At 68.8% G+C, this 21365-nt stretch carries 16 protein-coding genes and 1 pseudogene; 13 read left to right on the top strand and 4 right to left on the bottom strand.

Annotated elements, in window-relative coordinates; all coding sequences use genetic code 11:
* The first annotated feature begins 54 nt into the window (after positions 1-54).
* From AAC997_RS15610 to AAC997_RS15565, 10 genes are all read left to right on the top strand, one after another.
* Entirely contained in the window at positions 55-750 is a 696-nt protein-coding gene (locus AAC997_RS15610) for a TPM domain-containing protein (RefSeq protein WP_340646622.1), read from the top strand.
* Positions 751-965: 215 nt separating this feature from the next.
* The gene (locus AAC997_RS15605; RefSeq protein WP_340646621.1) at positions 966-2282 is read left to right on the top strand and encodes a CitMHS family transporter; all 1317 of its coding nucleotides are present in this window, start codon (positions 966-968) and stop codon (positions 2280-2282) included.
* Between the two features lie 55 nt (positions 2283-2337).
* Positions 2338-2805 carry a (2Fe-2S)-binding protein gene (locus tag AAC997_RS15600; RefSeq protein WP_340646620.1) on the top strand — a complete coding sequence of 156 codons (468 nt, stop codon included), beginning with the start codon at positions 2338-2340 and terminating at the stop codon, positions 2803-2805.
* Between the two features lies 1 nt (position 2806).
* A complete protein-coding gene (locus tag AAC997_RS15595; RefSeq protein ID WP_340646619.1) occupies positions 2807-4999 on the top strand; it encodes a xanthine dehydrogenase family protein molybdopterin-binding subunit in 2193 nt (730 codons plus the stop codon).
* A 96-nt stretch (positions 5000-5095) separates the two neighbouring features.
* Positions 5096-6343, top strand: coding sequence for a TetR/AcrR family transcriptional regulator (locus AAC997_RS15590; protein ID WP_340646618.1), 1248 nt, complete (start codon positions 5096-5098; stop codon positions 6341-6343).
* Between the two features lie 49 nt (positions 6344-6392).
* A complete protein-coding gene (locus AAC997_RS15585) occupies positions 6393-9740 on the top strand; it encodes a carboxyl transferase domain-containing protein (protein ID WP_340646617.1) in 3348 nt (1115 codons plus the stop codon).
* Between the two features lie 98 nt (positions 9741-9838).
* Positions 9839-11965: a hypothetical protein gene (locus tag AAC997_RS15580; RefSeq protein WP_340646616.1), complete on the top strand. Its 2127-nt coding sequence runs from the start codon at positions 9839-9841 to the stop codon at positions 11963-11965.
* Between the two features lie 11 nt (positions 11966-11976).
* On the top strand, positions 11977-12336 hold the full coding sequence (locus tag AAC997_RS15575; RefSeq protein WP_340646615.1) for a hypothetical protein: 360 nt from the start codon (positions 11977-11979) through the stop codon (positions 12334-12336).
* A gap of 80 nt (positions 12337-12416) precedes the next feature.
* Entirely contained in the window at positions 12417-12938 is a 522-nt protein-coding gene (locus AAC997_RS15570) for a hypothetical protein (RefSeq protein ID WP_340646614.1), read from the top strand.
* 12 nt (positions 12939-12950) lie between these two features.
* Complete coding sequence (locus AAC997_RS15565; protein WP_340646613.1) at positions 12951-13370, top strand: hypothetical protein; 420 nt, start codon at positions 12951-12953, stop codon at positions 13368-13370.
* Positions 13371-13373: 3 nt separating this feature from the next.
* Here the strand turns inward: AAC997_RS15565 and AAC997_RS15560 are convergent, their stop codons facing one another.
* A complete protein-coding gene (locus tag AAC997_RS15560; protein WP_340646612.1) occupies positions 13374-14735 on the bottom strand; it encodes a VWA domain-containing protein in 1362 nt (453 codons plus the stop codon).
* A 10-nt stretch (positions 14736-14745) separates the two neighbouring features.
* Entirely contained in the window at positions 14746-15711 is a 966-nt protein-coding gene (locus AAC997_RS15555) for a MoxR family ATPase (protein ID WP_340646611.1), read from the bottom strand.
* Between the two features lie 314 nt (positions 15712-16025).
* Between AAC997_RS15555 and AAC997_RS15550 the strand changes: the two genes are divergently transcribed.
* Positions 16026-18377 (top strand): EAL domain-containing protein, encoded by a 2352-nt coding sequence (locus tag AAC997_RS15550; protein ID WP_340646610.1) that lies wholly within the window; start codon positions 16026-16028, stop codon positions 18375-18377.
* A gap of 29 nt (positions 18378-18406) precedes the next feature.
* Here AAC997_RS15550 and AAC997_RS15545 read toward each other — a convergent pair whose 3' ends face one another.
* Positions 18407-19042, bottom strand: a complete 636-nt coding sequence (locus AAC997_RS15545; RefSeq protein ID WP_340646609.1) for a methylamine utilization protein — start codon at positions 19040-19042, stop codon at positions 18407-18409.
* 187 nt (positions 19043-19229) lie between these two features.
* Here AAC997_RS15545 and AAC997_RS15540 point away from each other — a divergent pair, with 187 nt between their 5' ends.
* Together AAC997_RS15540 and AAC997_RS15535 are read left to right on the top strand one after the other, a co-directional pair.
* Positions 19230-20108 (top strand): DUF3034 family protein, encoded by an 879-nt coding sequence (locus tag AAC997_RS15540; RefSeq protein ID WP_340646608.1) that lies wholly within the window; start codon positions 19230-19232, stop codon positions 20106-20108.
* Complete coding sequence (locus AAC997_RS15535) at positions 20108-20593, top strand: group 1 truncated hemoglobin (RefSeq protein WP_340646607.1); 486 nt, start codon at positions 20108-20110, stop codon at positions 20591-20593. Before AAC997_RS15540 ends, AAC997_RS15535 begins: the two co-directional genes overlap by 1 nt.
* Positions 20594-20660: 67 nt before the next feature.
* Here the strand turns inward: AAC997_RS15535 and AAC997_RS15530 are convergent.
* A pseudogene (locus tag AAC997_RS15530) lies at positions 20661-21365 on the bottom strand (hypothetical protein); the annotation flags it as partial.

The raw sequence follows: 21365 nt of genomic DNA, 5'->3' as shown, positions 1-21365 counted from the left end.
CTTCAGCGGCGGCGGCGGATCGTTCGGCGGCGGTGGATCTTCAGGAGGATGGTGATGCTTTCAGAGGCCGACCGTTCGCGGATCGAGGCCGCGGTCATCCAGGGCGAACTGCGCACCCGGGGCGAGATCTACACCGTGGTGGCGCGGGAATCCTCCGACTACGGAGAGGTGCCGGTGGCCTGGGCGGCGATCGCGGCCCTGGCCGCCCCGGCCTTGCTGCTGGCCGGCGGCATCCACGTGAACGCGCCGGAGATCCTGACGGGGGAATGGAGCGCCGCCCAGATCGGAGCGGTGGCCGAACAGTCGGTGCGCAGCGCCTTGACCGGGGCCCTGCTGATGCAGGGCGCGCTGTTCGTGGGGGTGGCGGTGCTGGTGGGGATGATCCGTCCCCTGCGCCGGCTGCTGACGCCCAAGGGCCTGAAGCGCGAGCAGGTCCTGCGTCGGGCCCAGGAGCAGTTCCTGTCCAAGAACCTGGCGGCGACCCGCGAACGCACCGGCGTGCTGATCTATGTCTCGGCCGCAGAGCGCATGGCGGAGTTGATCGCCGACGAAGGCGTGGCCTCCAAGGTCGATCCCAAGGTCTGGGACGCGGCCATGGCGGCGCTGATCTCGGGGATCAAGAAGAAGAAGCCGGCTGAAGGGTTCGAGGCGGCGATCGCTCTGTGCGCCGACATCCTGGCCGAGCACTTTCCGGCTGATAGGTCCGACAATCCCAATGAGCTGTCCGACAGCGTGGTGATCCTGCCTTAGTCTGGATCCTTCTCCCCTTGCGGGAGAAGGTGGCCGGTCGGAGACCGGTCGGATGAGGGGTCGCCCTCCCTTCGCCGCGCGTCTCGAAACGCCCTAACCCGATAGGTCTATCGACCCCTCATCCGACCCTGCTCCGCAGGGCCACCTTCTCCCGCAAGGGGAGAAGGAACGCGTACTCGCTTCCACCTCCGTAGATTCTCGGCGAGGTTGGCGGGATGCTGACCTTGCTCGCCTTCGCCATGGTGGCGACCTTCATGACCCTGATCATGACGGGACGTGTCTCCGCCCTGGTGGCCCTGATCCTGACGCCGGTGGTCTTCGGCCTGCTGGCGGGGCACGGCGCCGATCTCGGACCCATGATGCTGGAGGGGGTGAAGGCGCTGGCGCCCACCGGGGTGATGCTGGCCTTCGCCATCCTGTTCTTCGGCCTGATGACCGATGCAGGGCTGTTTGATCCTCTGGTGGCCAGCATCGTCCGCATCGTCGGCGGCGACCCCGTGCGGATCGTCCTGGGCTCGGCGGTGCTGGCCCTGGTGGTCTCCATGGATGGAGACGGGTCCACCACCTACCTGATCTGCTGCGCGGCGATGATCCCGCTGTATCGGCGGATGGGCTTGAATCCGCTGATCCTGGCCTGCCTGCTGATGCTGGCCTGCGGGGTGACCAATATCACGCCGTGGGGCGGGCCGACGGCGCGGGCGGCCAGCGCCCTGCACCTCGACGCCGCCGACATCTTCGTGCCGATGATCCCCAGCATGCTGGCGGGGATGGCCTTCATTCTGCTGACCGCCTGGATCCTGGGGCGCGGCGAGCGCCGGCGCCTGGGAGCGCTGTCCTCCACCGGCCAGGTTCGCGAGCCCGACCCCGACGACCTGATGCGAGATCTCGTCGACGACAACGACCGCACCGAGCGTCCGAAGCTGATCCTGCTGAACCTGGCCCTGACGCTCTGCCTGCTGGTGGCCCTGGTGATGGGGGTGTTGCCGCTGCCGGTGCTGTTCATGATCGCCACGGCCATCGCCCTGGTTTTGAACTATCCGTCCCTGGCGGCGCAGAAGGCGCGGATCGCGGCCCATGCTCCCAACATCCTGCCGGTGATCAGCCTGATCTTCGCGGCGGGCATCTTCACCGGCATCCTGAACGGCACGGGGATGACCCAGGCGATGGCCGGCAGCGTCACCAACCTGATCCCGCCGACGCTGGGGCCCTACCTGGCCCCGATCACGGCCCTGCTGGCCATGCCCTTCACCTTCTTCATCTCCAACGACGCCTTCTATTTCGGCATCCTGCCGATCCTGACCCAGGCGGCGGGCGCCTATGGGATCACCCCGGTGGAGATGGCGCGCGCCTCGCTCACCGGCCAGGCGGTGCATCTGCTCTCGCCCCTGGTGCCGTCGACCTATCTGCTGGTGGGGTTGGTCCGGGTGGAGTTGGCCCAGCACCAGAGGTTCACCCTGGCCTGGGCCATCGCGCTCTCCCTGGTGCTGCTGGTCGCGGGAATTCTGACCGGCATCATTCCCCTGACTGGCTAAGGCGCGGCGCTGCGGCTAGGTTCATCCCAACAAGATATTTGGGAGCGGCGCCGCCATGGCCTTCAAGATCAACGTCAACGGCAAGAGCCAGAACGTGGATGTCGAGGAGGGTACGCCCCTGCTCTGGGCGCTGCGCGACGGGCTGGGCATCCTGGGGCCGAAGTTCGGCTGCGGCGTCGGTCAGTGCGGCGCCTGCACCGTGCACGTCGACGGCCAGCCGGTGCGCTCCTGCTCGCTGCCGATCGAGGCGGTGGGCGCGGGCAAGGTCGTCACCATCGAGGGGATCGGCGCCACCGCCGTCGGCAAGAAGGTACAGGCGGCCTGGACCGAACTGGACGTGGCCCAATGCGGCTACTGCCAGCCCGGCCAGATCATGTCGGCCACCGCTCTGCTGAACGCCACGCCCAAGCCCGCCGACGCCGACATCGACGCGGCGATGAGCGGCAACATCTGCCGCTGCGCGACCTACACCCGCATCCGGGCTGCGATCAAACAGGCGTCAGGCCAGAAGGTGGAGGCATAAGATGGCCGACGGTTTCACCGAGGGCGCCTCGCGCCGCGACCTGCTCAAGACCGGCGCCCTGGCCGGCGGCCTCTTCCTGTCCTTCAACCTGTCCGGCAAGGCGGGCGCCGCGGCGCCGGCCAACGACGCCAAGCTCAACGCCTATGTCAGCCTGACGCCCGACAACAAGGTGACCATCGTCTCCAAGAACCCGGAGATCGGCCAGGGCATCAAGACCTCCCTGCCGATGATCATCGCCGAGGAGTTCGACGTCGACTGGACCCAGGTCACCACCAAACAGGCCGATGGCGACCCCGCCACCTATGGCCGCCAGTTCGCCGGCGGCAGCATGGCCACGCCCCTGCATTGGGACGAACTGCGCCGGGTCGGCGCCGCCGGCCGGGCCATGATCGTGGCCGCCGCCGCCCAGACCTGGAACGTGCCGGCCGCCGAATGCACGACCGCCTCGGGGGTTGTCCATCACAAGGCCTCGGGCAAGAAAGCGACCTATGGCTCGCTGGCCGCCAAGGCCGCGACCCTGCCGGCGCCGGACCTCAAGACCGTGCCGCTGAAGGACCCCAAGGACTACAAGATCCTGGGTAAGTTCATGCCGCAGGTGGACAGCGCAGCCCTCGTCAGCGGCAAGCCGCTGTTCGGGATCGATGTGGTGGTTCCGGGCATGCTCTACGCCACCTTTGAAAAGGCGCCGGTGTTCGGGGCCAAGGTGGCCAGCGCCGACCTGGCTGCGGCCAAGGCGGTGAAGGGGGTCCGACAGGCCTTCGTGGTGGACGGTGGAACCGATCTCTCGGGCCTGGTCCCCGGCGTGGCCGTGGTGGCCGACAGCTGGTGGCAGGCCCACAAGGGCCGCGAGAAGCTGAACGTCCAGTGGGCCGAGCACCCGACTTCCAAGCAGTCCAGCGCCGACTACGACGCCCAGGCCCTGGCGCTGTCCAAGGCCGCGCCGCTGCGCACCGAGCGTCATGACGGGGATGTCGCCGCCGGCCTGAAGGGCGCGGCCAAGACGGTGCAGGCGGCCTATTCCTACCCCTTCATCGCCCACGCCGCCCTGGAGCCGATGAACTGCACGGCCGACTTCAAGGACGGCAAGCTGGAGATCTGGGCGCCGACCCAGAACCCGGAGGCCGGTCGGCAGCTGGTGGCCAAGACACTCGGCATCGCGCCGGACGCCATCACCCTGCACATGACCCGTTGCGGCGGCGGTTTCGGCCGCAGGCTGGCCAACGACTATATGGTCCAGGCCGCCTGGATCGCCCGGGAAGCCAAGGCGCCGGTGAAGGTGCTTTGGACCCGCGAGGACGACCTTCGCTACGACTACTACCGTCCGGCGGGCTACCACTTCCTGTCGGGTGGCGTGGACGCAGGCGGGGCGGTCACCGCCTGGCACGACCACTTTGTCAGCCTGGGGAACGACGGCAAGTTCGCCTCCAGCGCCGGCATGTCGCCGACCGAGTTCCCGTCGCGCTTCGTACCCAACTATCGCTACGACCTGTCCCTGATCCCCACCGGCGTGCCCACCGGTCCGCTGCGGGCGCCGGGCAGCAATGCGCTGTCCTTCGTCATCCAGTCCTTCATCGACGAGCTGGCTCACGCGGCCAACGCCGATCCGGTGGCTTTCCGCCTGAAGCTGCTGGGGGACGGCGGCATGATGGGGACGCCGGGCCAGAACGGATACGCCGCCGACCGCATGCGCGGCGTGGTCAAGCTGGTCGCCGAGAAGTCCGGATGGGGCAAGACCAAGCTGCCCAAGGGGACCGGCATGGGGGTGGCCTTCCACTTCAGCCACATGGGCTATTTCGCCGAGGTGGTGCAGGCCACTGTCGCGGCCGATGGCGCGGTGAAGGTGGACAAGGTCTGGGTGGGCGCCGATGTCGGCCGCCAGATCGTCAATCCGGCGGGGGGCATCAACCAGGTGCAGGGCTCGGTGCTCGACGGCCTGTCGGCGGCGCTCGGCCAGGTGATCACCATCGAGAACGGCGCGGCGGTGCAGAGCAACTTCGGCGACTATCGGCTGCTGCGGATGGCCGACGCGCCCCCGGTGGAGGTGCATTTCCTGATCACCGACAACCCGCCGACCGGCCTGGGCGAACCGGCCCTGCCACCGGCGCCCCCGGCCCTGTGCAACGCCATCTTCGCGGCGACCGGCAAGCGGATCCGCAGCCTGCCGATCAATACCGAGGCGTTGAAGAGCGTCTGACGCCTTATCGGCCCTGGCGTCTTTCGCCGGGGCCACAGGTCGCGCTAGGGTGAAAACAGGAGACGCGGCGTCAACCCGCGCGAGGCGGGTGGAGACATGACGGAAACCCTTGAGCCGCAGGCGAAAGCGACCCGTGGTCCGACGCGCCGGTTCGAACAGCGCAAGACCGCCATCGTCGCCTCGGCGGTCGAGGTCCTGAATCGCAAGGGCGTGCGCGGCATGACCCTGGGGGAGGTGGCGGCCAGTCTGAACCTGGTGCCCACCGGCGTGATCTACTACTTCAAGAACAAGGAGGATCTGGCCGCGGCCTGCTTCCTGAAGGGCATCGAGGGTTTCAGTCAGTTCCTGGTCGCGGGCGAGACCGGCGTCGGCGCCCGCGGGCGCCTGACCCGGTTCTTCGACGCCTATCTCGACTATCGCCGCCGCATGGCGCTGCAGGAGGTCGAGCCGCTCACCACCTTCAACGATGTGCGAGCGCTGAATTGCGAGCCGGTGAACACCGCCTATGTGGACATGTTCCGGCGCGCACGGGGGCTGCTGGACGGTCCCGAAACCGCCGAGCTCAGCCGGCTGGAGCTGAACGCGCGGACCCACATGCTGCTGTCGGAGATCTTCTGGGCGCCGGTCTGGCTGCACCGCCACGATCCCGAAGACTATGGCCGGGTGACGCAGCGCCTGTTGTCGATCACTGCCGACGGCCTGGCCGCGCCCGGGGCCGTTTGGGATCCACGGCCCCTGCCGGGCCTGATCCCGGAGCCGCCGGACGGCGGGGAAATCTCCAGCGAACTCTTCCTGCGGGCGGCCACCGAGCTGATCAACGAGGAGGGCTATCTGGGCGCCTCGGTGGAGAAGATCTCGGCGCGGCTCAACGTCACCAAGGGCGCCTTCTACCACCACAACGAGACCAAGGATGAGCTGGTGGAAGCCTGTTTCGAGCGCACCATCGAGGTGATGCGCCGGGCGATCCGCCAGGCCGAGACGGTCACGACCAACGGGCTGCAGACCCTGGCCACCGTGGCCACGGCGCTGGTGGAGTACCAGATGTCGGGCAATGCGCCTCTGCTGCGCACCTCGGCCCTGACCTCGGCGCCGGAATCCATCCAACCCAAGCTGGTGGCCAAGTTCGACCGCATCTCCGACCGCTTCGCCTCGCTGATCAGCGATGGCGTCGCCGACGGTTCGGTGCGGCCCATCGACACGAATATCGGCGCCCAGGTGATCACCGCGGCGATCAACGCGGCCGCCGAACTGCGGCACTGGGCGGCGGCGGTGACGCCGGGCCAGGCGGTGAACCTCTATGTCCGGCCGCTGTTCGAGGGCTTGCTGTCGCCCCCCGTGCGCTGAATTCATTCCGAACAAAGAGACGGCTTGAGGCCGCGAGAGGGTAGGGGACGTGAAGAAGCTCTTGATCGCCAACCGCGGTGAGATCGCCGTGCGCATCGCCCGCACCGCCGCCGAGATGGGGATCGCCACCGTGGCGGTCTACGCCGGGGACGACGCCGCCTCCCTCCACACTCGCAAGGCCGACGCGGCCGTGGGGCTGAAAGGCTCCGGGCCAGCCGCCTATCTCGACGGCGCGCAGATCCTGGAGGTGGCCAGGGCCACGGGCGCCGACGCCATCCATCCCGGCTACGGCTTCCTCAGCGAGAACGCCGCCTTCGCCCGGGCCTGCGGCGAGGCGGGTGTGACCTTCGTCGGGCCGAGCCCCGAGACCCTCGAACTGTTCGGCGACAAAGGGCAGGCCCGGGCGCTCGCCGCCCGCTGCGGCGTGCCGATCCTGCCGGGCACCCAGGGCCCCACGACCCTGGATGAGGCCAAGGCCTTCCTGACGGGCCTGGGGGCCGGTGGGGCGGTGATGGTCAAGGCGGTCTCGGGCGGCGGCGGGCGCGGAATGCGTCCCGCCCGCTCGGTGGAGGAATTGGAACAGGCCTTCGAACGCTGCGCTTCGGAGGCGCTCGCGGCCTTCGGCGACGGCGCGCTCTATGTGGAGCAGTTCCTGGCCAAGGCGCGCCACATCGAGGTGCAGATCCTGGGCGACGGCGTCACGGTCTCCCACCTCTGGGACCGGGAGTGCAGCCTGCAGCGCCAACGCCAGAAGGTCGTGGAGATCGCGCCCGCCGCGACCCTGCCGATGGCGATCCGCGAGCAGCTGTTCGAGGCCGCCGTGGCCCTGGGTCGCGCCGCCCACTATCGCAGCCTGGGCACGGTGGAGTTCCTGGTGGAGGTGGGTGACCAGCCCCGCCTGGTGTTCATCGAGGCCAATCCGCGCCTGCAGGTGGAGCACACGGTGACCGAGGAGGTGCTGGGCCTGGACCTGGTGCGTCTGCAGATCGAGGTGGCCCGGGGCCAGTCCCTGGCGGACCTCAACCTCACCCAGACCGAGGTCCCCACGCCGCGCGGCGTGGCGGTGCAGGCCCGCGTGAACCTGGAGACCATGAGCCCCGACGGCTCCGCCCGGCCGGCGGGGGGCGTGCTCGCGGCCTTCGAGCCGCCGTCGGGGCCGGGGGTGCGGGTCGATGGCTTCGGCTATGCCGGCTACCGCACCAGCGCCCGCTATGACTCCCTGCTGGCCAAGCTGATCGTTCATTCGGGTAGCCTGCCGACCGCGGTGGCGAAGGCTCACCGCGCCCTGTCGGAATTCAAGATTGTCGGCGCGCCCACAAACATTGGCTTCCTGCAGAGCCTGCTGGCCCATCCTGCGGTGGCGACGGGCGAGGTCCACACCCGCTTCATCGAGCAGACCATGGGCGAGCTGGCCGCCACGGCGGATGCGCCCAAACTGTACTTTGAGGCCGCCGCGACCGGCGGCGTCGCCAAGCGGGCCGGGGTGCAGATCGACGCGGTCGACCCCTTAGCCGTCCTGGCGCTCGGCAAGGAAGAACGGGTCGCGGTGGAGGAGGCCGACACCCAGGCCGAAGGTCCTGAAGGGAGCAGGGCTCTGCGCGCGCCCCTGCAGGGCACCGTCATCGCGCTCTCCGTCGCGGTCGGAGACACGGTCCGCGAGGGCCAGCCCCTCTTCATCATGGAAGCCATGAAGATGGAGCATGTGGTGTCCGCCGCCTTCTCCGGCGTGGTGCGCGAGATCACCGTGAGCGAAGGCGACACCGTCTTCGAGGACCATCCTCTGGCCTTCCTCGAGGATGTCGAGGTGCAGGGCGGAACCGGCGAAATCCAGGAGGTCATCGACCTGGACTTCATCCGCCCGGACCTGGCCGAGGTTCTGGAGCGCCAGCGCCTGACCCGGGATGAGGCGCGGCCCGAGGCCGTGGCGCGGCGGCGGAAGACCAGGCAGCGGACCACCCGGGAGAACGTCGACGACCTTTGCGACCCGGGTAGTTTCACCGAGTACGGCGCGCTGACCATCGCCGCGCGGCGCCGCCGCAACACCCTGGACGAACTGATCGCCACCACACCCGCCGACGGCATGGTCATGGGCCTGGGCCAGGTGAACGGCGACCGTTTTTCCGAGGACAAGGCCCGGGTCGCGGTCATGGCCTATGACTATACCGTGCTGGCCGGCACCCAGGGGGCGCACAACCACGAGAAGCTCGACCGGATGAGCGAGATCGCCCTGCGCTGGCGGGTTCCCACGGTGTTCTTCACCGAGGGCGGCGGCGGGCGGCCGGGCGACACCGAGGGCGGCGGCTTCACCCGCGGCTTCGAGTTCTGGGGCCGGCTGTCGGGCGCCGTGCCCCTGGTGGGGATCAATTCCGGTCGCTGTTTCGCGGGCAACGCCGCCATCCTCGGCTGCTGCGACGTGATCATCGCCACCAAGGACTCGGCGCTGGGCATGGGCGGTCCGGCCATGGTGGAGGGCGGCGGGCTCGGCGTCTTCCGACCCGAGGAGATCGGCCCGCTGAAGGTCATGCAGGCCAACGGCACCATCGACGTCCTGGCCGAGGACGAGGCCGACGCCGTGCGGCTGGCCAAGCAGTACATTTCCTATTTCCAGGGTCCGGTCGCCGACTGGACCTGCGCCGACCAGCGGCTGTTGCGCCGGTCGATCCCGGAGAACCGGCTGCGGGTCTATGACGTGCGCAAGGTGATCGAGCTGATCGCCGACGAGGGTTCGGTGCTGGAGCTGCGGCCCAAGTTCGGCCTGGCCATGATCACCGCCTTCATCCGTATCGAGGGGCGGCCGGTCGGCGTGTTCGCCAACAATCCGCACCATATCGGCGGGGCCATCGACGCCGACGCCTCGGACAAGGCCGCGCGCTTCATGCAGCTGTGCGAGGCCTTCGACATTCCCCTGCTGTCGCTGTCGGACACGCCGGGCAACATGGTGGGGCCGGAGGCGGAGAAGACCGGCCTGATCCGCCACTGCTCGCGGCTGTTTGTGATCGGGGCGAACCTGACGGTGCCGATCTTCTCGGTGATCCTGCGCAAGAGCTATGGCCTGGGGGCTATCGCCATGACCGGGGGCAGCTATCAGGCGGCGATGTTCTGCGTCGCCTGGCCGACCGGCGAGTTCGGCGGCATGGGCCTGGAGGGCTCGGTGAAGCTGGGCTACCGCAACGAACTGGCGGCCATCGCCGATCCGGTGGAACGCAAGGCCAGCTTCGACGAGCGGGTGGCGCGGGCCTATGCGGCGGGCAAGGCGCTGGCGCGGGGGGCCGGGACATCCCTGGACGACGTCATCGACCCGGCCGACACCCGACGCTGGGTGCTTGCGGGGCTGAAGTCCCTGCCGCCGGTCCCCGTCCGCACGGAAAAGAAGCTGCGCTGGATCGACTCCTGGTAGGCGCCATCTCTCCTTGACCCAACCCAGACTGGGGATAACACTGTTCGACTAACGTCGTTTCCATCGGGGGTGGACGCGTGGGCCGATCACGATCACGCATGTCCGGCCTCGGCCGCATGGCCGTCGGCCTGATGGCGGCGGCGGCCCTGCTGGCCGCCAACGTTCAACAGGCGCAGGCCAGCATCGGCAGCTGCCTGAGCGCCTATACCGGCGCGGATTTCTTCCAACTGGTCGGGACCTTCGCGGACCCGGAACTGTCGCAGTGCGCCGCCGAGATCCAGGTGGGGCCCGACATCATCATGGCCGCGGCGACCGCCGGCATGGTGGCCCTGGCCTTCGACAACGCCTTCACCGACACGGCCCAATGCAAGGCCCTGGTGCAGACCACCATCGGCGGCTTCATCGCCAAGCTGCTGCTGGCCGCCACCCCGGTGGCCGACTTCCTGAAATCGAACTTCCCGGGCGCGTTCAGCGCGCTGGTGGACATGGCCTCCGGGCAGGCGGTAGGCGCGCTGGGCGCCGTTCCCGGTCTCGGCTTCATCCTGCACAAGGTCGACTGCGGCTGCCAGTTCGCCGGCGCGGGCCTGGCGTCCAAGAAGGCGCTGGAGGACTACTACGCCAGCGTGAAGGGCTGCGGCCAGTTCTTCGCCGACGTCGGCGACGCCCTGCTCGGCGTGTTCCAGAGCGGGCCGGAGTCCGCCGCCGAGTTCTTCAACGGCTCCAACTATGGGCTCACCCCCGGCGTGCAGGAGGAACAGGTGAGCTTTGCCGTCGCCTGCGCGCCCGGTCTCAACGCCACCTGCGACGTCTGTTGGGGCGGCGCCAAGATGGAGAAGGTGGGGGACAAACTGGCCTGCAAGTGCCCCGCCACCAACCAGGGCTACACGACCTCCAATGACAGCGGCTGCCAGGTCTGTCCGGCCGGCACGCTGCAGATGCCCAACGGCCAGTGCGGCGGCTGTCCCAAGGGGCAGGCCTATCAGGGCGGCGCCTGTGTCGCGGCCTGCCCCACCGGTCAGATCCTGGGCTCCAACGGCCAGTGCGGCGGCTGCCCGGCCGGCGCCCATGCCAGCTATGCCGAGTTCAAGTTCGTGCAGGAGGGCAATTACTCGGTGGTGGCGCCGGTCAACAGCCTGGGCGCCTGCGTGGTCTGTCCGAGCGGCAGCGTCTTCTCGGAGAGCCAGAACAAGTGCGTGGCCGGCTGCCCGGCCTGGCAGAAGGACGTGGGCGGCCAATGCGTCAACCGCTGCGGGCCCAACGAGAAGTTCACGCCGGGCAAGACCGGCGGCATCGTGGTCAATGGCGGCACGGTCATTCCGGGTCAGAATACCCCGTCGACCTGTACGCCCTGCCCGGGCGGGACCCAGCTCAACAGCTTCACCAATTTCTGCGTGAAGGGCGGCGCCGCCGCGCCGCCGAAGCCCGCCACGCCAGAGTGCCCGGCGTGGCAGAGCTGGGACGGCAATGCCTGCACGAACCGCTGCGGGGCCAACCTGGTCTATTCCCCGGCCACCTATGACAAGTTCAACAAGTTCACGCCCCAGACCTGCAAACCCTGCGCGCCGGGAAGCCAGTTCACCAACAAGACCAACAGCTGCAATAGCTGTCCCTCCGGCGCGGCCTGGATCCCCTTCGGCGGCGACAACGGCGGGTCCTGCAAGTGCCCGGCGGGCAGCGCCCAGCAGGGCAACCTGTGCGTCTCGACCGCGCCTCTGGGCCAGCCGAACGGCGGGGACGTCAAGCCGCCGGTCCTGATCCCCGGGCCGGGCGGGTTCCCGCAGCGGGGCGTCACCTCCTGCCCGCCGGGGACCGTGCGCAGTCCCCAGGGCGCCTGCATGCCCTTCCGCATGAGCCCGGCCCAGCCGAACGGCGGCGGGACCTCGCCCCCCGTCGTCGCCCCCGGCGGCGGGTTCCAGCCGCAGCCCGGGTCCTGCCCACCCGGGACCACCCGCAACGCCCAGGGCGCCTGCATCGCCTTCCGGCCGGTGCAGCCGAGCGGGCGGGCGGCGCCTCCGGTCCAGCGCCTGCCGCCAGGCGCCGTGCTGCGGTCGGTCGACTGTTCGACGCGCGGGGCCAACGACATCAAGAGCCCGGCGCCCGGCGGCTGCGCGGCCTGCCCTGACGGGCTCGTGGCCAACGCCGCGCGCGACAATTGCGTCGCGCCTCCGATGTTCAACGACACGCCCCTGCGCGTCGCGCCGCCGCCGGTCAGGCGGGGCCCATGAGGAGGCTTGAGATGATCCTGAAGACCGCCCTCGGAGTCCTGGCCATGGCCGCGACCCTCGGCGTCTCGCAGCCGGCGGACGCCCAGCAGGTCCGGCGCGCGACGCCGGAGCCCGGACAGCGGGTGATCGTGATGGGCGACGCCTGCAAGCGACGCACCGACAACCGCGCCGCCGTCACCCGCCGCGACGCCTGCGGCCGCTGGTACTGCGGGCGCAAGGATGTTCCGGAGATCGCCCAGGTGGATCCCGGCTTCGCCCAGCGGATGGGCTGCAAGTGGACTGTGCAGGCCGACAAGAGCTGTATCTGCAAGCGCGCCTCGTTCCGGGTCGTGCCCCCCAAGCGCGCGAACATGTCCTATCGGCCGGGCTAGAACCGCGGCCAGCTTGACCGCGCGGGCCGTCCGAATGACTGTGAGGCGAGGCTAGCCAGGCTAGGCCAGGGGGCTGACGCATGTATCGATCCATCACAGCACTTCTGAGCGTCATGGTTCTGCTGGCGGGCCAGAGCGCGGCCGCGCAGTCGTCCATGCCGCCGCCCGCCATGGCGGCCGGTCCCGCGCCGGCCGTGCCCTCGTGCCCGCCCGGCCAGGCCAAGGACGCCGCCGGCAAGTGTGTGGCTGCCGCGAAGCCCGCGACCGCCGAGACGCCGACCGTCTACCAGACCGTCAATGGCGTCCGCACGGCCGTTGCGGTACCGGTCGCCGCGCCGCCGCCCGCCGCCAAGCCGGTCAAGGCGATCGCCGCCGCGCCGATCCTCGCCGCGAAACCGGCGCCCACGCCAGCCTACGCCAAGCTGCCTGCGCCGGTCACCATCGCGGCAGGCGAGCCGAACGGCGACTGCACGGCCCAGGCCCCGAACCTGATCCATGACAGCCGATCCCCGGGTGGCTGCGCGCCCTGTCCGCGTGGCCGGGTCCCCAATACCGCCCGCCAGGCCTGCGTCATCCCCATTCCCCGCAGCTACCGGCCCTGATCGAGACCTGCCATGCGCAACCTGTTGATTTCCGCGACCCTGCTGGCCCTGGCCGGCGCCACCCCGGTCCTGGCCCAGTCCTACGCCCACGCGACCTCGCAGTATGACGACCGACAGGATGATCGGCGCGACAGCCGCCATGACGAGCGTCAGGCGCCGCAGTCCTATGACCGGGGCGACCAGGCCTATGATGGGCGCGGCGCGGCGCCCGGCGGCGGCTACGGCTATCAGGAAGCGCCGCAGGAAGCCTATGGCGCTCAGGGCGCCTATCGGCAGGACGCCTATCGCCCCGCGCCGCGGCGCAAGCTCCGCCGCAAGGCCGCCGCCGTCAGCCGCTACACGCCCTCTGGGCGCCCGGTCTATTACAACGATGGGATGATCCGCACCGGCCGCGATTTCCCGGCCGGGACCGTGGGGCTGAACGGCTACTGAGGTCTAGTGCGGGATGTAGGTCCGCAGCACGTCCTCGATGATCCGCTCGAGCTGGCCCAGGGTGTTGCAGGGCTTGGCCACGTGGCAGAACGGCTGATAGCGCTGCATGACGCTGTCGCCCTGGCCCCAGTAGCTCTCGGGTTCGGGGTTCAGCCAGATCATGGCGCGGCAGCGCTTCTGGATGGTGGCGAACAGGTCCACGCGCGGATCGGCGTAGTTTGACCGCGCGTCGCCCAGGAAGATCACCGTGGTGTGGCGGTCGATCTGGTCCAGGTGCAGGTCGCAGAAGTCTTCCAGGCTCTTGCCGTAGTCGGTCTGCTGGAAGCCGATCTTCTTCAGGACCTCGACGATGGCGGTCTCGACCTTGTGCTCGTCCATGACGTCGTTGACGCTGATCATCCGACCGGAGAAGGCGAAGGCCTCCATCCTGTCGACAACCTCGTTGAGGCTATAGAGGAAGGTCAGCAGGAACTGGGCGGCGGCGGCGACGGATTTCGAGACGTCACAGATCGCCACGATGTTCGGCTTCTCGACCTTCTTGGTCTTCCAGACGATCTCGAAAGGCATGCCGCCATAGGCCATGGACCGGCGCAGGGTGCGGCGGACGTCAAGGTGGCCGAGCTGGGCCTTGCTGCGGCGGCGCGAGTAGCGGTCGGCCAGCCGCTTGGCCATCTTCTTCACCAGGGCCTGCATCATCACCAGGTCGGCCGGATCGATGCCGCCCTCGGCGTTGAGCGCCTTGCGGGCCAGCAGCTCCTCGCGGAGGTTCTTGCCGCTCTCGGCGGCGTAGAGTTCGTGCTGCCGGTCGACGAAGCGCTGGGCCTCCTCGGTCAGGGCCTTCTTGCCGGACTCCAGTCGGGCGACCAGGGCCTGGCTGCGGGCGTCCTCCAGCTTCTTGGCCGCGGCGATGATCTGCTCGATCTGCGAGAGCCCCATCTCCTCCAACATCCGCCGGGTCAGGCGGCTGCGCTGGGTGGAGAGCCGGATCGAGGAGACCTGGGCCCGCTCGGCGGCGGCCTCCATGGCCTGGGCCAGGGCCGAGACGTCGCCGTTCAGCAGCATCTGGGCCAGCTCGGAGCCCTGGACTTCGGGCGGCAGGCCCTCGGGCTCGCCGTCCTGGCCGGCAGGCGGCGGACCTTCCATCTGGAAGGTCTCGCGGGCGAAGAAGGTCTCGAAGGTCTCGTCGAACCGGGTGACCTCGTCCGCGGTCTTGGCCAGGGTCGCGCATAGCGCGTCCTTGAACAGCTCCCGGTCGGCGAAGCCCACCGTGGCCACCGTCAGGTGCGCATCGATCGCCTCGACGGGCGAGACCTTGACGTCCGCGGCCCGCAGGGCCCGGAGGAAGTCTTCCATCGCGCCTTGCATGGCGGGATCCTTAAGCCAGGGGCCGGCGGATCAGCTCGACGATCTGCGGCTCCACGGCGGCGATGTCCTGTTCGAACTTGAGCAGCACGTTGAGACTGTCACGCACGACCTCGCCGTCCAGGCTCTCGGCGTTGAGCAGGATGAGCGCGCGGGCCCAGTCCACGGTCTCGGAGATCGAGGGCGACTTGCGCAGGTCCAGGGTGCGCAGAGACTGCACGAAGCTCACCAGTTCGTGGGTCAGCTTGGCCTCGATGCCGGGGACCCGGCTGGCGACGATCTTCCGCTCCAGGCCGGCGTCGGGCAGGGGGATGTGCAGGTGCAGGCAGCGGCGCTTCAGGGCGTCGCCCAGGTCGCGCACGTTGTTGGAGGTCAGGAAGACGATCGGCGGGGTCTTGGCCTTCAGGACGCCGAGCTCGGGGATCGAGACCTGATAGGCCGACAGCACTTCCAGCAGGAAGGCCTCGAAGGCCTCGTCGGACTTGTCGATCTCGTCGATCAGCAGGACGCAGCCGTCGTCTTCCCGCAACGCCTTCATCAGGGGGCGCGGTTCCAGGAAGGGCTCGGAGAAGAACAGGTCGCCGATGCCGTGCAGGCGATCCATGGCCTCGTCCATGCTGCCGCCGGCCTCCGCCAGCTGGGCGCCCATGCGGTCCTTGAGGATCTGGGTGTAGAGGAGCTGCTTGCCGTACTTCCACTCGTACAGGGCCTTGGACTCGTCCAGGCCCTCGTAGCACTGCATGCGGATCAGCGGCAGGCCCAGCAGGGCGGCGGTGGAGAGCGCCAGTTCGGTCTTGCCGACCCCGGCCGAGCCTTCCACCAGGATGGGCTTTTGCAGGTGCACGGCCATGTAGAGGGCGGTGGCGATGCGACGCGAGGCGATGTAGCCGACGCCGGCCAGCCCTTCGATCAGGGCGTCCACCGAGGCCATGGGGCTGCTGGCAGCGGCCGAATATGCCGCCGTAGCTGAAAGGGTCAAAGTCGTAGCTTTCAAAAATTGGCGCAAAGCACGCCGGAGAGAACGTCAATGGCCCCAGTGTGCCAAGCCGCGCGCCCCTTGTGCAACCCTTCGCGTCGTCGCGGGCGAGTCCGCCGCCGCTTTACCTGGGCTTCACACCCATCTGGGCAAACATAATCCCATGCGCCTACTCCCGGCCCTCCTCCTCGGGCCGCTGGTGGCAGGCCCGGCCTGGGTCGGCGACCTGGCGGTCAGCCTGAACCCTCCCTCCGGCAAGCCGGTGGCGGAGCTTCTTGTCATGTCCGCCGCCCCCATGACGCGCGGGGGCGACTGAGGTGGAGTTCGTGCTGCGCCGGCTGGCGATGTTCAAGTTCCTGCGCACCAAGCTGACCCTGCTCTATGCGGCGCTGTTCTGCGTGACGCTGATCCTGATTTCCGTGGCGGTGTTCTCGGCCATATCCGGGGCGGCCCAGCGCCAGGTGCGCGGCGAGCTGATCGGGGCGGGCGCCGTGTTCGACCGGGTGTGGTCGCTGCGGTCGGAGCAGCTACGGCAAGGCGCGGCCCTGCTCAGCCGCGACTTCGGCTTCCGCGAGGCGGTCGCCACGCGCGACCGGGCGACCATCGTCTCGGCCATGGAGAACCTGCGGGCGCGCCTGCGGATCGACCTGGCCTTCATCGTCGGCGTCGACGGCCAGGTCACGGCGGCGAACACCAGCCGGCTCGTCCCGCGTGCGGACGACCTGGTGGCGGCCATGTACGAGTCGGAGGCGCCCTCGGGCATCTTCGTGCTGGACGGCGTGCCCTACCAGATGATCGCCGCGCCGGTGATGTCGCCTGACCTGATCGGCTGGATGGTCTTCGCCGCCCGCCTGGACCAGACCGAGATGTCGGCCCTGGAACGGCTGGCCGCCATCCCGCTGGACGCTAGCGTCGCCCATCACACCAAGGACGGCTGGGTCTCCAGCGAGAAGATCAGCAAGGCCGATCTGGCCGATCTCGCCGCCTTCATCGGGAAGGCTACGGCGGCCAAGATCACCGCGCCACGCACCCTGAAGACCTCGGCGGGCAAGGCCATCGCTCTGGTCAAACCCCTGCCGGTCCTGACCGGGGGCGAGAGCGCGCACCTGGTGCTGAGCTATCCGCTCTCCCGCGCCTTTGGCCCCTATCGCCCGCTGCTGGCGATCATCGCCGGGTCTGGCCTGCTGGGCCTGGCGATGGTGATCTACGGAAGCTGGACCCTGGCCAAGAGCGTCACCCGCCCGATCTCGGCTCTGGATGAGGGCGCACGGCGCCTGCAGCGGGGCGAGGACGCCCATGTGCCAGTCGAGAGCCATGACGAGATCGGCCGGCTGGCCGAGAGCTTCAACATCATGGCCACCGAGATCCGCGAGCGCGAGCGTCGGATCACCCACCTGGCCCACCACGACGCCGAGACCGGCCTGCCCAACCGGCTGTCCCTGGAAATGGGGCTGGATCTCCTGCGCGCGCCGGGCGACGAGGGATTGTTCGTCGCCGTCCTGGGGATCGACCGCTTCGCCCATGTACGCGGCGCCATCGGCTACGCGCCGGCCGCCCAGGTGATCCGCGAGGTCGGCGAACGGCTGGCGGGCCTGCAGCCGAGCGGTCTGGTGGCCAGGCTCTCCACCGATGTCCTGGCGCTGGCTTTCGAGGCCGCCAGCGAAAGCGCGGCCGAGGCGCTGCTGCTGCATCTGCTGGGAGACCTGGAGCAGCCCCTGCACATCGGCGGCGACGCCATCGACGTGGCGCTGACCGTCGGCCTGGCGCCCGTCCTGCCTGGCGATGCGCCCGGCGCGACCATCGAGCGGGCCAATATCGGCTTCGACCAGGCGCGGGCCAGCCGGCGCAAGATCGCCTTCTTCGACGCTGAGTCCTATGGCGACCCGTCCTCCAACCTCGCCCTGATGAGCGGCATGCTGTGGGCGATCCGCTCAGGCCATATCGAACTCTATCACCAGCCCAAGTTCGACCTGCGCTCGCGCACCGTGAACGCCGTCGAGGGTCTGGTCCGCTGGCGGCATCCGACGCGGGGCCTGCTGCGTCCGGACCTGTTCATTCCCATGGCCGAGGAGACCGGCCACATCCGCACCCTGACCGACTGGGTGTTGCGCCAGGCCATCGAGGACCAGGCCAAGCTCGCCCAGCATGGCCATGTGCTGGAGATGTCGGTGAACATCTCGGGCCGCCTGTTGGGAGACCTCGACTTCGCCGACCTGGTGGACCGGATGGCGCCGACAGCGGTGGGACAGCTATGTTTCGAGATCACCGAGACGGCGGTCATCGATAATCCCGAGGTCGCCCTGCAGGTGCTGGACCGGTTCCGCGCGGCGGGGGTCTCGATCTCCATCGACGACTTCGGCACCGGCCTCTCGTCGCTCGCCTATCTGAAGCAGATCCGCGGGCAGGAACTGAAGATCGACCGCTCGCTGATCATGGACGTCACCGAGAGCCAGCGAGACGCCCTGATCGTGCGCTCCACCATCGACCTGGCCCACAGCCTGGGGCTGAAAGTCACCGCCGAGGGGGTGGAGAAGCCCGACGCCTTCCAACTGCTGGCGGCGATGGGTTGTGACTCCATCCAGGGCTACCTGATCGCCAAGCCTCAGCCGCTCAATGAGCTTCTGGTCTTCATGCGCGACGACCACGAGAGGATGCGCAGCTTCGGCTGACGTCGGACGCCCCCGCCCGCGCAGGGCTTCTAATGGATCATGTTCATCGCGCCCGGCGCGGGGCGCAGGTCGACACTGATCTCCTGACGGCCGCCGGCCGCGGGGACGGCGATGGTCTTCACGACCTGGTTCCTGGCGGTCTTCATGTAGGGCTGCCAGACGGTCATGGCGGTGTTTCCGGCCGGCGCGTTGCGGATCAGGGCCACGCCGTCGGCGCCGGTCTTGGCGGCGTAGGCGGTGTCCACCACCACCACATAGGCGATCATCTGGTCGTGGATGTTGCAGCCCAGGGCCACGACCCCGGCCTTGTCGAACACCACGCTGCGGCTCTCGTCGCGGCCGTACAGTTTCAGCTCGAACTTCTTGGTGGGCGAGAACGAATAGACGTGGTGGCGGACGTTGTCCTTGTTGGGGAAGGTGACGTTGCTGCCCACCGGCACGATGAGAACGAAGGGATTGAAGCTGATGTTCTGCTGGGCCACCGAATAGGGCCAGGTGAAACTGATCGGCGCGCCCGCCGCCCCGCCGGACGCGGGCTTGAGGGTGACAACGGCGTCTTTCACCGGCTGACCCTGCACATTGCGCACGATCACGGAGAGGTCTCCGGCCAGGGCCGGGGAGGCAAGGGTCAGGGCGGCCAGGGCCGAAAGGATCAGTGCGCGCATGGCGCCAGCATCCCCCGCGCCCATGGCCTTTGGGTTAACGCCTCTCCGGGGCGAACCTGTACAGGGGCCGCGCGGGTTTCCAGACCGCTGATGAACCTTCCTTAAGAAGGTCTGGGGCATGACACCCCGTAACAGGTTCGGCGGACCGCGGCAGGGGTCCCGCGCCGAGGGCGCGGGGATCGAAGTCATGACAAGCAAAGCGGGGCTCATTTCGCTCGCCCTCGGTCTGGCGATGGCGGGGAGTCTGGCCCAGGCGGAGGATCGTGAAACCAGCGGCAAGCTGCTGCTGACCAGCGGCGTCACCAATATCGAGGGCGCCGGCGGCGGCGGCCTGGCCACCTGGGCCACCATCACCGGCTACGAGACCGTGGACGAGTGGGGCGCGAACGCTCACGCCACCCTGGTTCAACTGCCCGACTACCAGTTCCGCGCCGGCGGGGTTTCGGTGGGTTTTCATGACCGGGTCGAGATCTCCTACACCCTCCAGTCCTTCGACACCGGGGACACCGGCGCCAAGCTCGGCCTGGGCCAGGGCTTCACCTTCAATCAGGACGTCGTGGGCGCGAAGGTCCGGGTCCTGGGGGACGCCGTCTATAGCCAGGACAGCTGGGTCCCGCAGGTCGCCGTCGGCGTCCAGTGGAAGAAGAACGACAAGGACGCCATCATCAAGGCCATCGGCGGCAAGGATGATTCAGGCGTCGACTACTATGTCGCCGCCACCAAGGTGCTGCTGAATCAGAGCCTGGTGCTGGACGGGACGCTGCGCGCCACCAAGGCCAACCAGACCGGCCTGCTGGGCTTCGGCGGCGGCAAGAACGACGACTACCAGGTCCAGTTCGAGGGCTCGGCCGGCTACCTGGTCTCCAAGCGCCTGCTGATCGGCGCGGAGTACCGCACCAAGCCCGACAACCTGGCGGGGCTGAAGGAGGACGACTGGATCGACGTGTTCGCCGCCTACGCCTTCAACAAGAACCTCTCGGTCACCGCGGCCTATGCGGACCTCGGGACCATCGCCACCTTCAAGGACCAGCGCGGTCTCTACCTCTCCATCCAGGCAGGCTTCTGATGTCGAACCTTCGCACCCTGATCGTCGCCGCCGCCCTGGCTGTCTCCGCCGCGCCGGCCCTCGCCGAGGAGAGGCCGGTCGATCCCTATACGCCGTCCAACGCCAACGCCGGGGCGACCCCGTTCACGGGCGAGCAGATGCTGGCGGCTTTCCACGGACCTGAGGGCGTGGCCCGCATCGTCGACGACACGCTGGACCGCGGCGTCGCCGATCCGAAGCTGGAGGAGATTTTCCACGCCACCGATATGGAACGCCTGCGCCGCACCCTGAAGGAACAGGTCGCCTATCTGCTGGGGGCGCCGGTCGCCTATAGCGGCCGCGACATGAAGACGACCCACAAGGACCAGGGGATCAACACCGCTGAGTTCAACATCCTGGTCGAGCACATGCAACTGGCCATGGACAAGGAAGGCGTCGCCTACCGCTACCAGAACCAGCTGCTGGCCAAGCTGGCGCCCATGAAGCGCGACGTCGTCACGCGCTAAGGGCTAGGTCCAGATACAAGAAGGGTCCGGGCGAACACCCGGGCCTTTTCGTTTCGGCGGCCTGTGGTCAGAGCCCGTAAGGCCGATAAGGCCCGGCGATCAGTTGCTCGAAGACCCCCATGCCCTGCAGGGAGTCTTCTCCCGGCGTGGTGAAGGTCACGCGACTCAGCGCCTGGATGTGCCAGTTCTCAGGGCTGGCCATGCTGACCTTTCCCAAATCGATGTCCTCGCGGGCGACGACCAGGTCGCCCTTGTAGGCGCCATGCCGCCATTCCGGATGACCGTAGCCGATGCCGCGCATCAGGAAGGTCAGGAAGGGCTCGAACTTCACCGACGCCGAGCCCTGCGCCAACGGGATGTTCAGTGTGCCGCCCTGGGCGTGTCGAGTGCCGGGAATCATCGAGACGTCGTCGATCCTGGCGTGCTCGCTGTGATAGCCGCCGCCCTCGCCGGCGCCATCGGGCAGGATCACCGCCCGAGTGTTCCACGGCGTCCCGTCGGAGTCGGCGTTGACATGGAAGAAGACGCTGCGGTCGGCGAAGTTCAGCGGGGTCCACTGCCAGAAGAAGCCGGTGATGGTCTGGGGCACGGCCGGCTGCGGGTCGGGGGCGCCGATCGGCCGGATGCCCCAGGAGCGGTCGCGAGTGCCGACGCTGCCGTCGGCCAGGGTGACCCGCTGGCCGTCCACCTCGATCCAGCCGGTGCAGCGCACGTTCTGGGTCAGGCGGGTATAGTCCATGAAGGCGCGCGGCCCGTTGCGGCGGGTGAAGCG

It is taken from the genome of Phenylobacterium sp., assembly GCF_037968635.1.
Taxonomy (GTDB): domain Bacteria; phylum Pseudomonadota; class Alphaproteobacteria; order Caulobacterales; family Caulobacteraceae; genus Phenylobacterium.
Note: the sequence above shows the minus strand (reverse complement) of the source record. Positions and strands in the feature narration are given on the sequence as shown.

What these genes read in the sequence shown, in the direction of transcription:
- AAC997_RS15610 (WP_340646622.1), top strand. Translation starts at nt 55, where the DNA reads ATGCTTTCAGAGGCCGACCGTTCGCGGATCGAGGCCGCGGTCATCCAG.
- AAC997_RS15605 (WP_340646621.1), top strand. Translation starts at nt 966, where the DNA reads ATGCTGACCTTGCTCGCCTTCGCCATGGTGGCGACCTTCATGACCCTG.
- AAC997_RS15600 (WP_340646620.1), top strand. Translation starts at nt 2,338, where the DNA reads ATGGCCTTCAAGATCAACGTCAACGGCAAGAGCCAGAACGTGGATGTC.
- AAC997_RS15595 (WP_340646619.1), top strand. Translation starts at nt 2,807, where the DNA reads ATGGCCGACGGTTTCACCGAGGGCGCCTCGCGCCGCGACCTGCTCAAG.
- AAC997_RS15590 (WP_340646618.1), top strand. Translation starts at nt 5,096, where the DNA reads ATGACGGAAACCCTTGAGCCGCAGGCGAAAGCGACCCGTGGTCCGACG.
- AAC997_RS15580 (WP_340646616.1), top strand. Translation starts at nt 9,839, where the DNA reads ATGTCCGGCCTCGGCCGCATGGCCGTCGGCCTGATGGCGGCGGCGGCC.
- AAC997_RS15575 (WP_340646615.1), top strand. Translation starts at nt 11,977, where the DNA reads ATGATCCTGAAGACCGCCCTCGGAGTCCTGGCCATGGCCGCGACCCTC.
- AAC997_RS15570 (WP_340646614.1), top strand. Translation starts at nt 12,417, where the DNA reads ATGTATCGATCCATCACAGCACTTCTGAGCGTCATGGTTCTGCTGGCG.
- AAC997_RS15565 (WP_340646613.1), top strand. Translation starts at nt 12,951, where the DNA reads ATGCGCAACCTGTTGATTTCCGCGACCCTGCTGGCCCTGGCCGGCGCC.
- AAC997_RS15560 (WP_340646612.1), bottom strand. Translation starts at nt 14,735, where the DNA reads ATGCAAGGCGCGATGGAAGACTTCCTCCGGGCCCTGCGGGCCGCGGAC.
- AAC997_RS15545 (WP_340646609.1), bottom strand. Translation starts at nt 19,042, where the DNA reads ATGCGCGCACTGATCCTTTCGGCCCTGGCCGCCCTGACCCTTGCCTCC.
- AAC997_RS15540 (WP_340646608.1), top strand. Translation starts at nt 19,230, where the DNA reads ATGACAAGCAAAGCGGGGCTCATTTCGCTCGCCCTCGGTCTGGCGATG.
- AAC997_RS15535 (WP_340646607.1), top strand. Translation starts at nt 20,108, where the DNA reads ATGTCGAACCTTCGCACCCTGATCGTCGCCGCCGCCCTGGCTGTCTCC.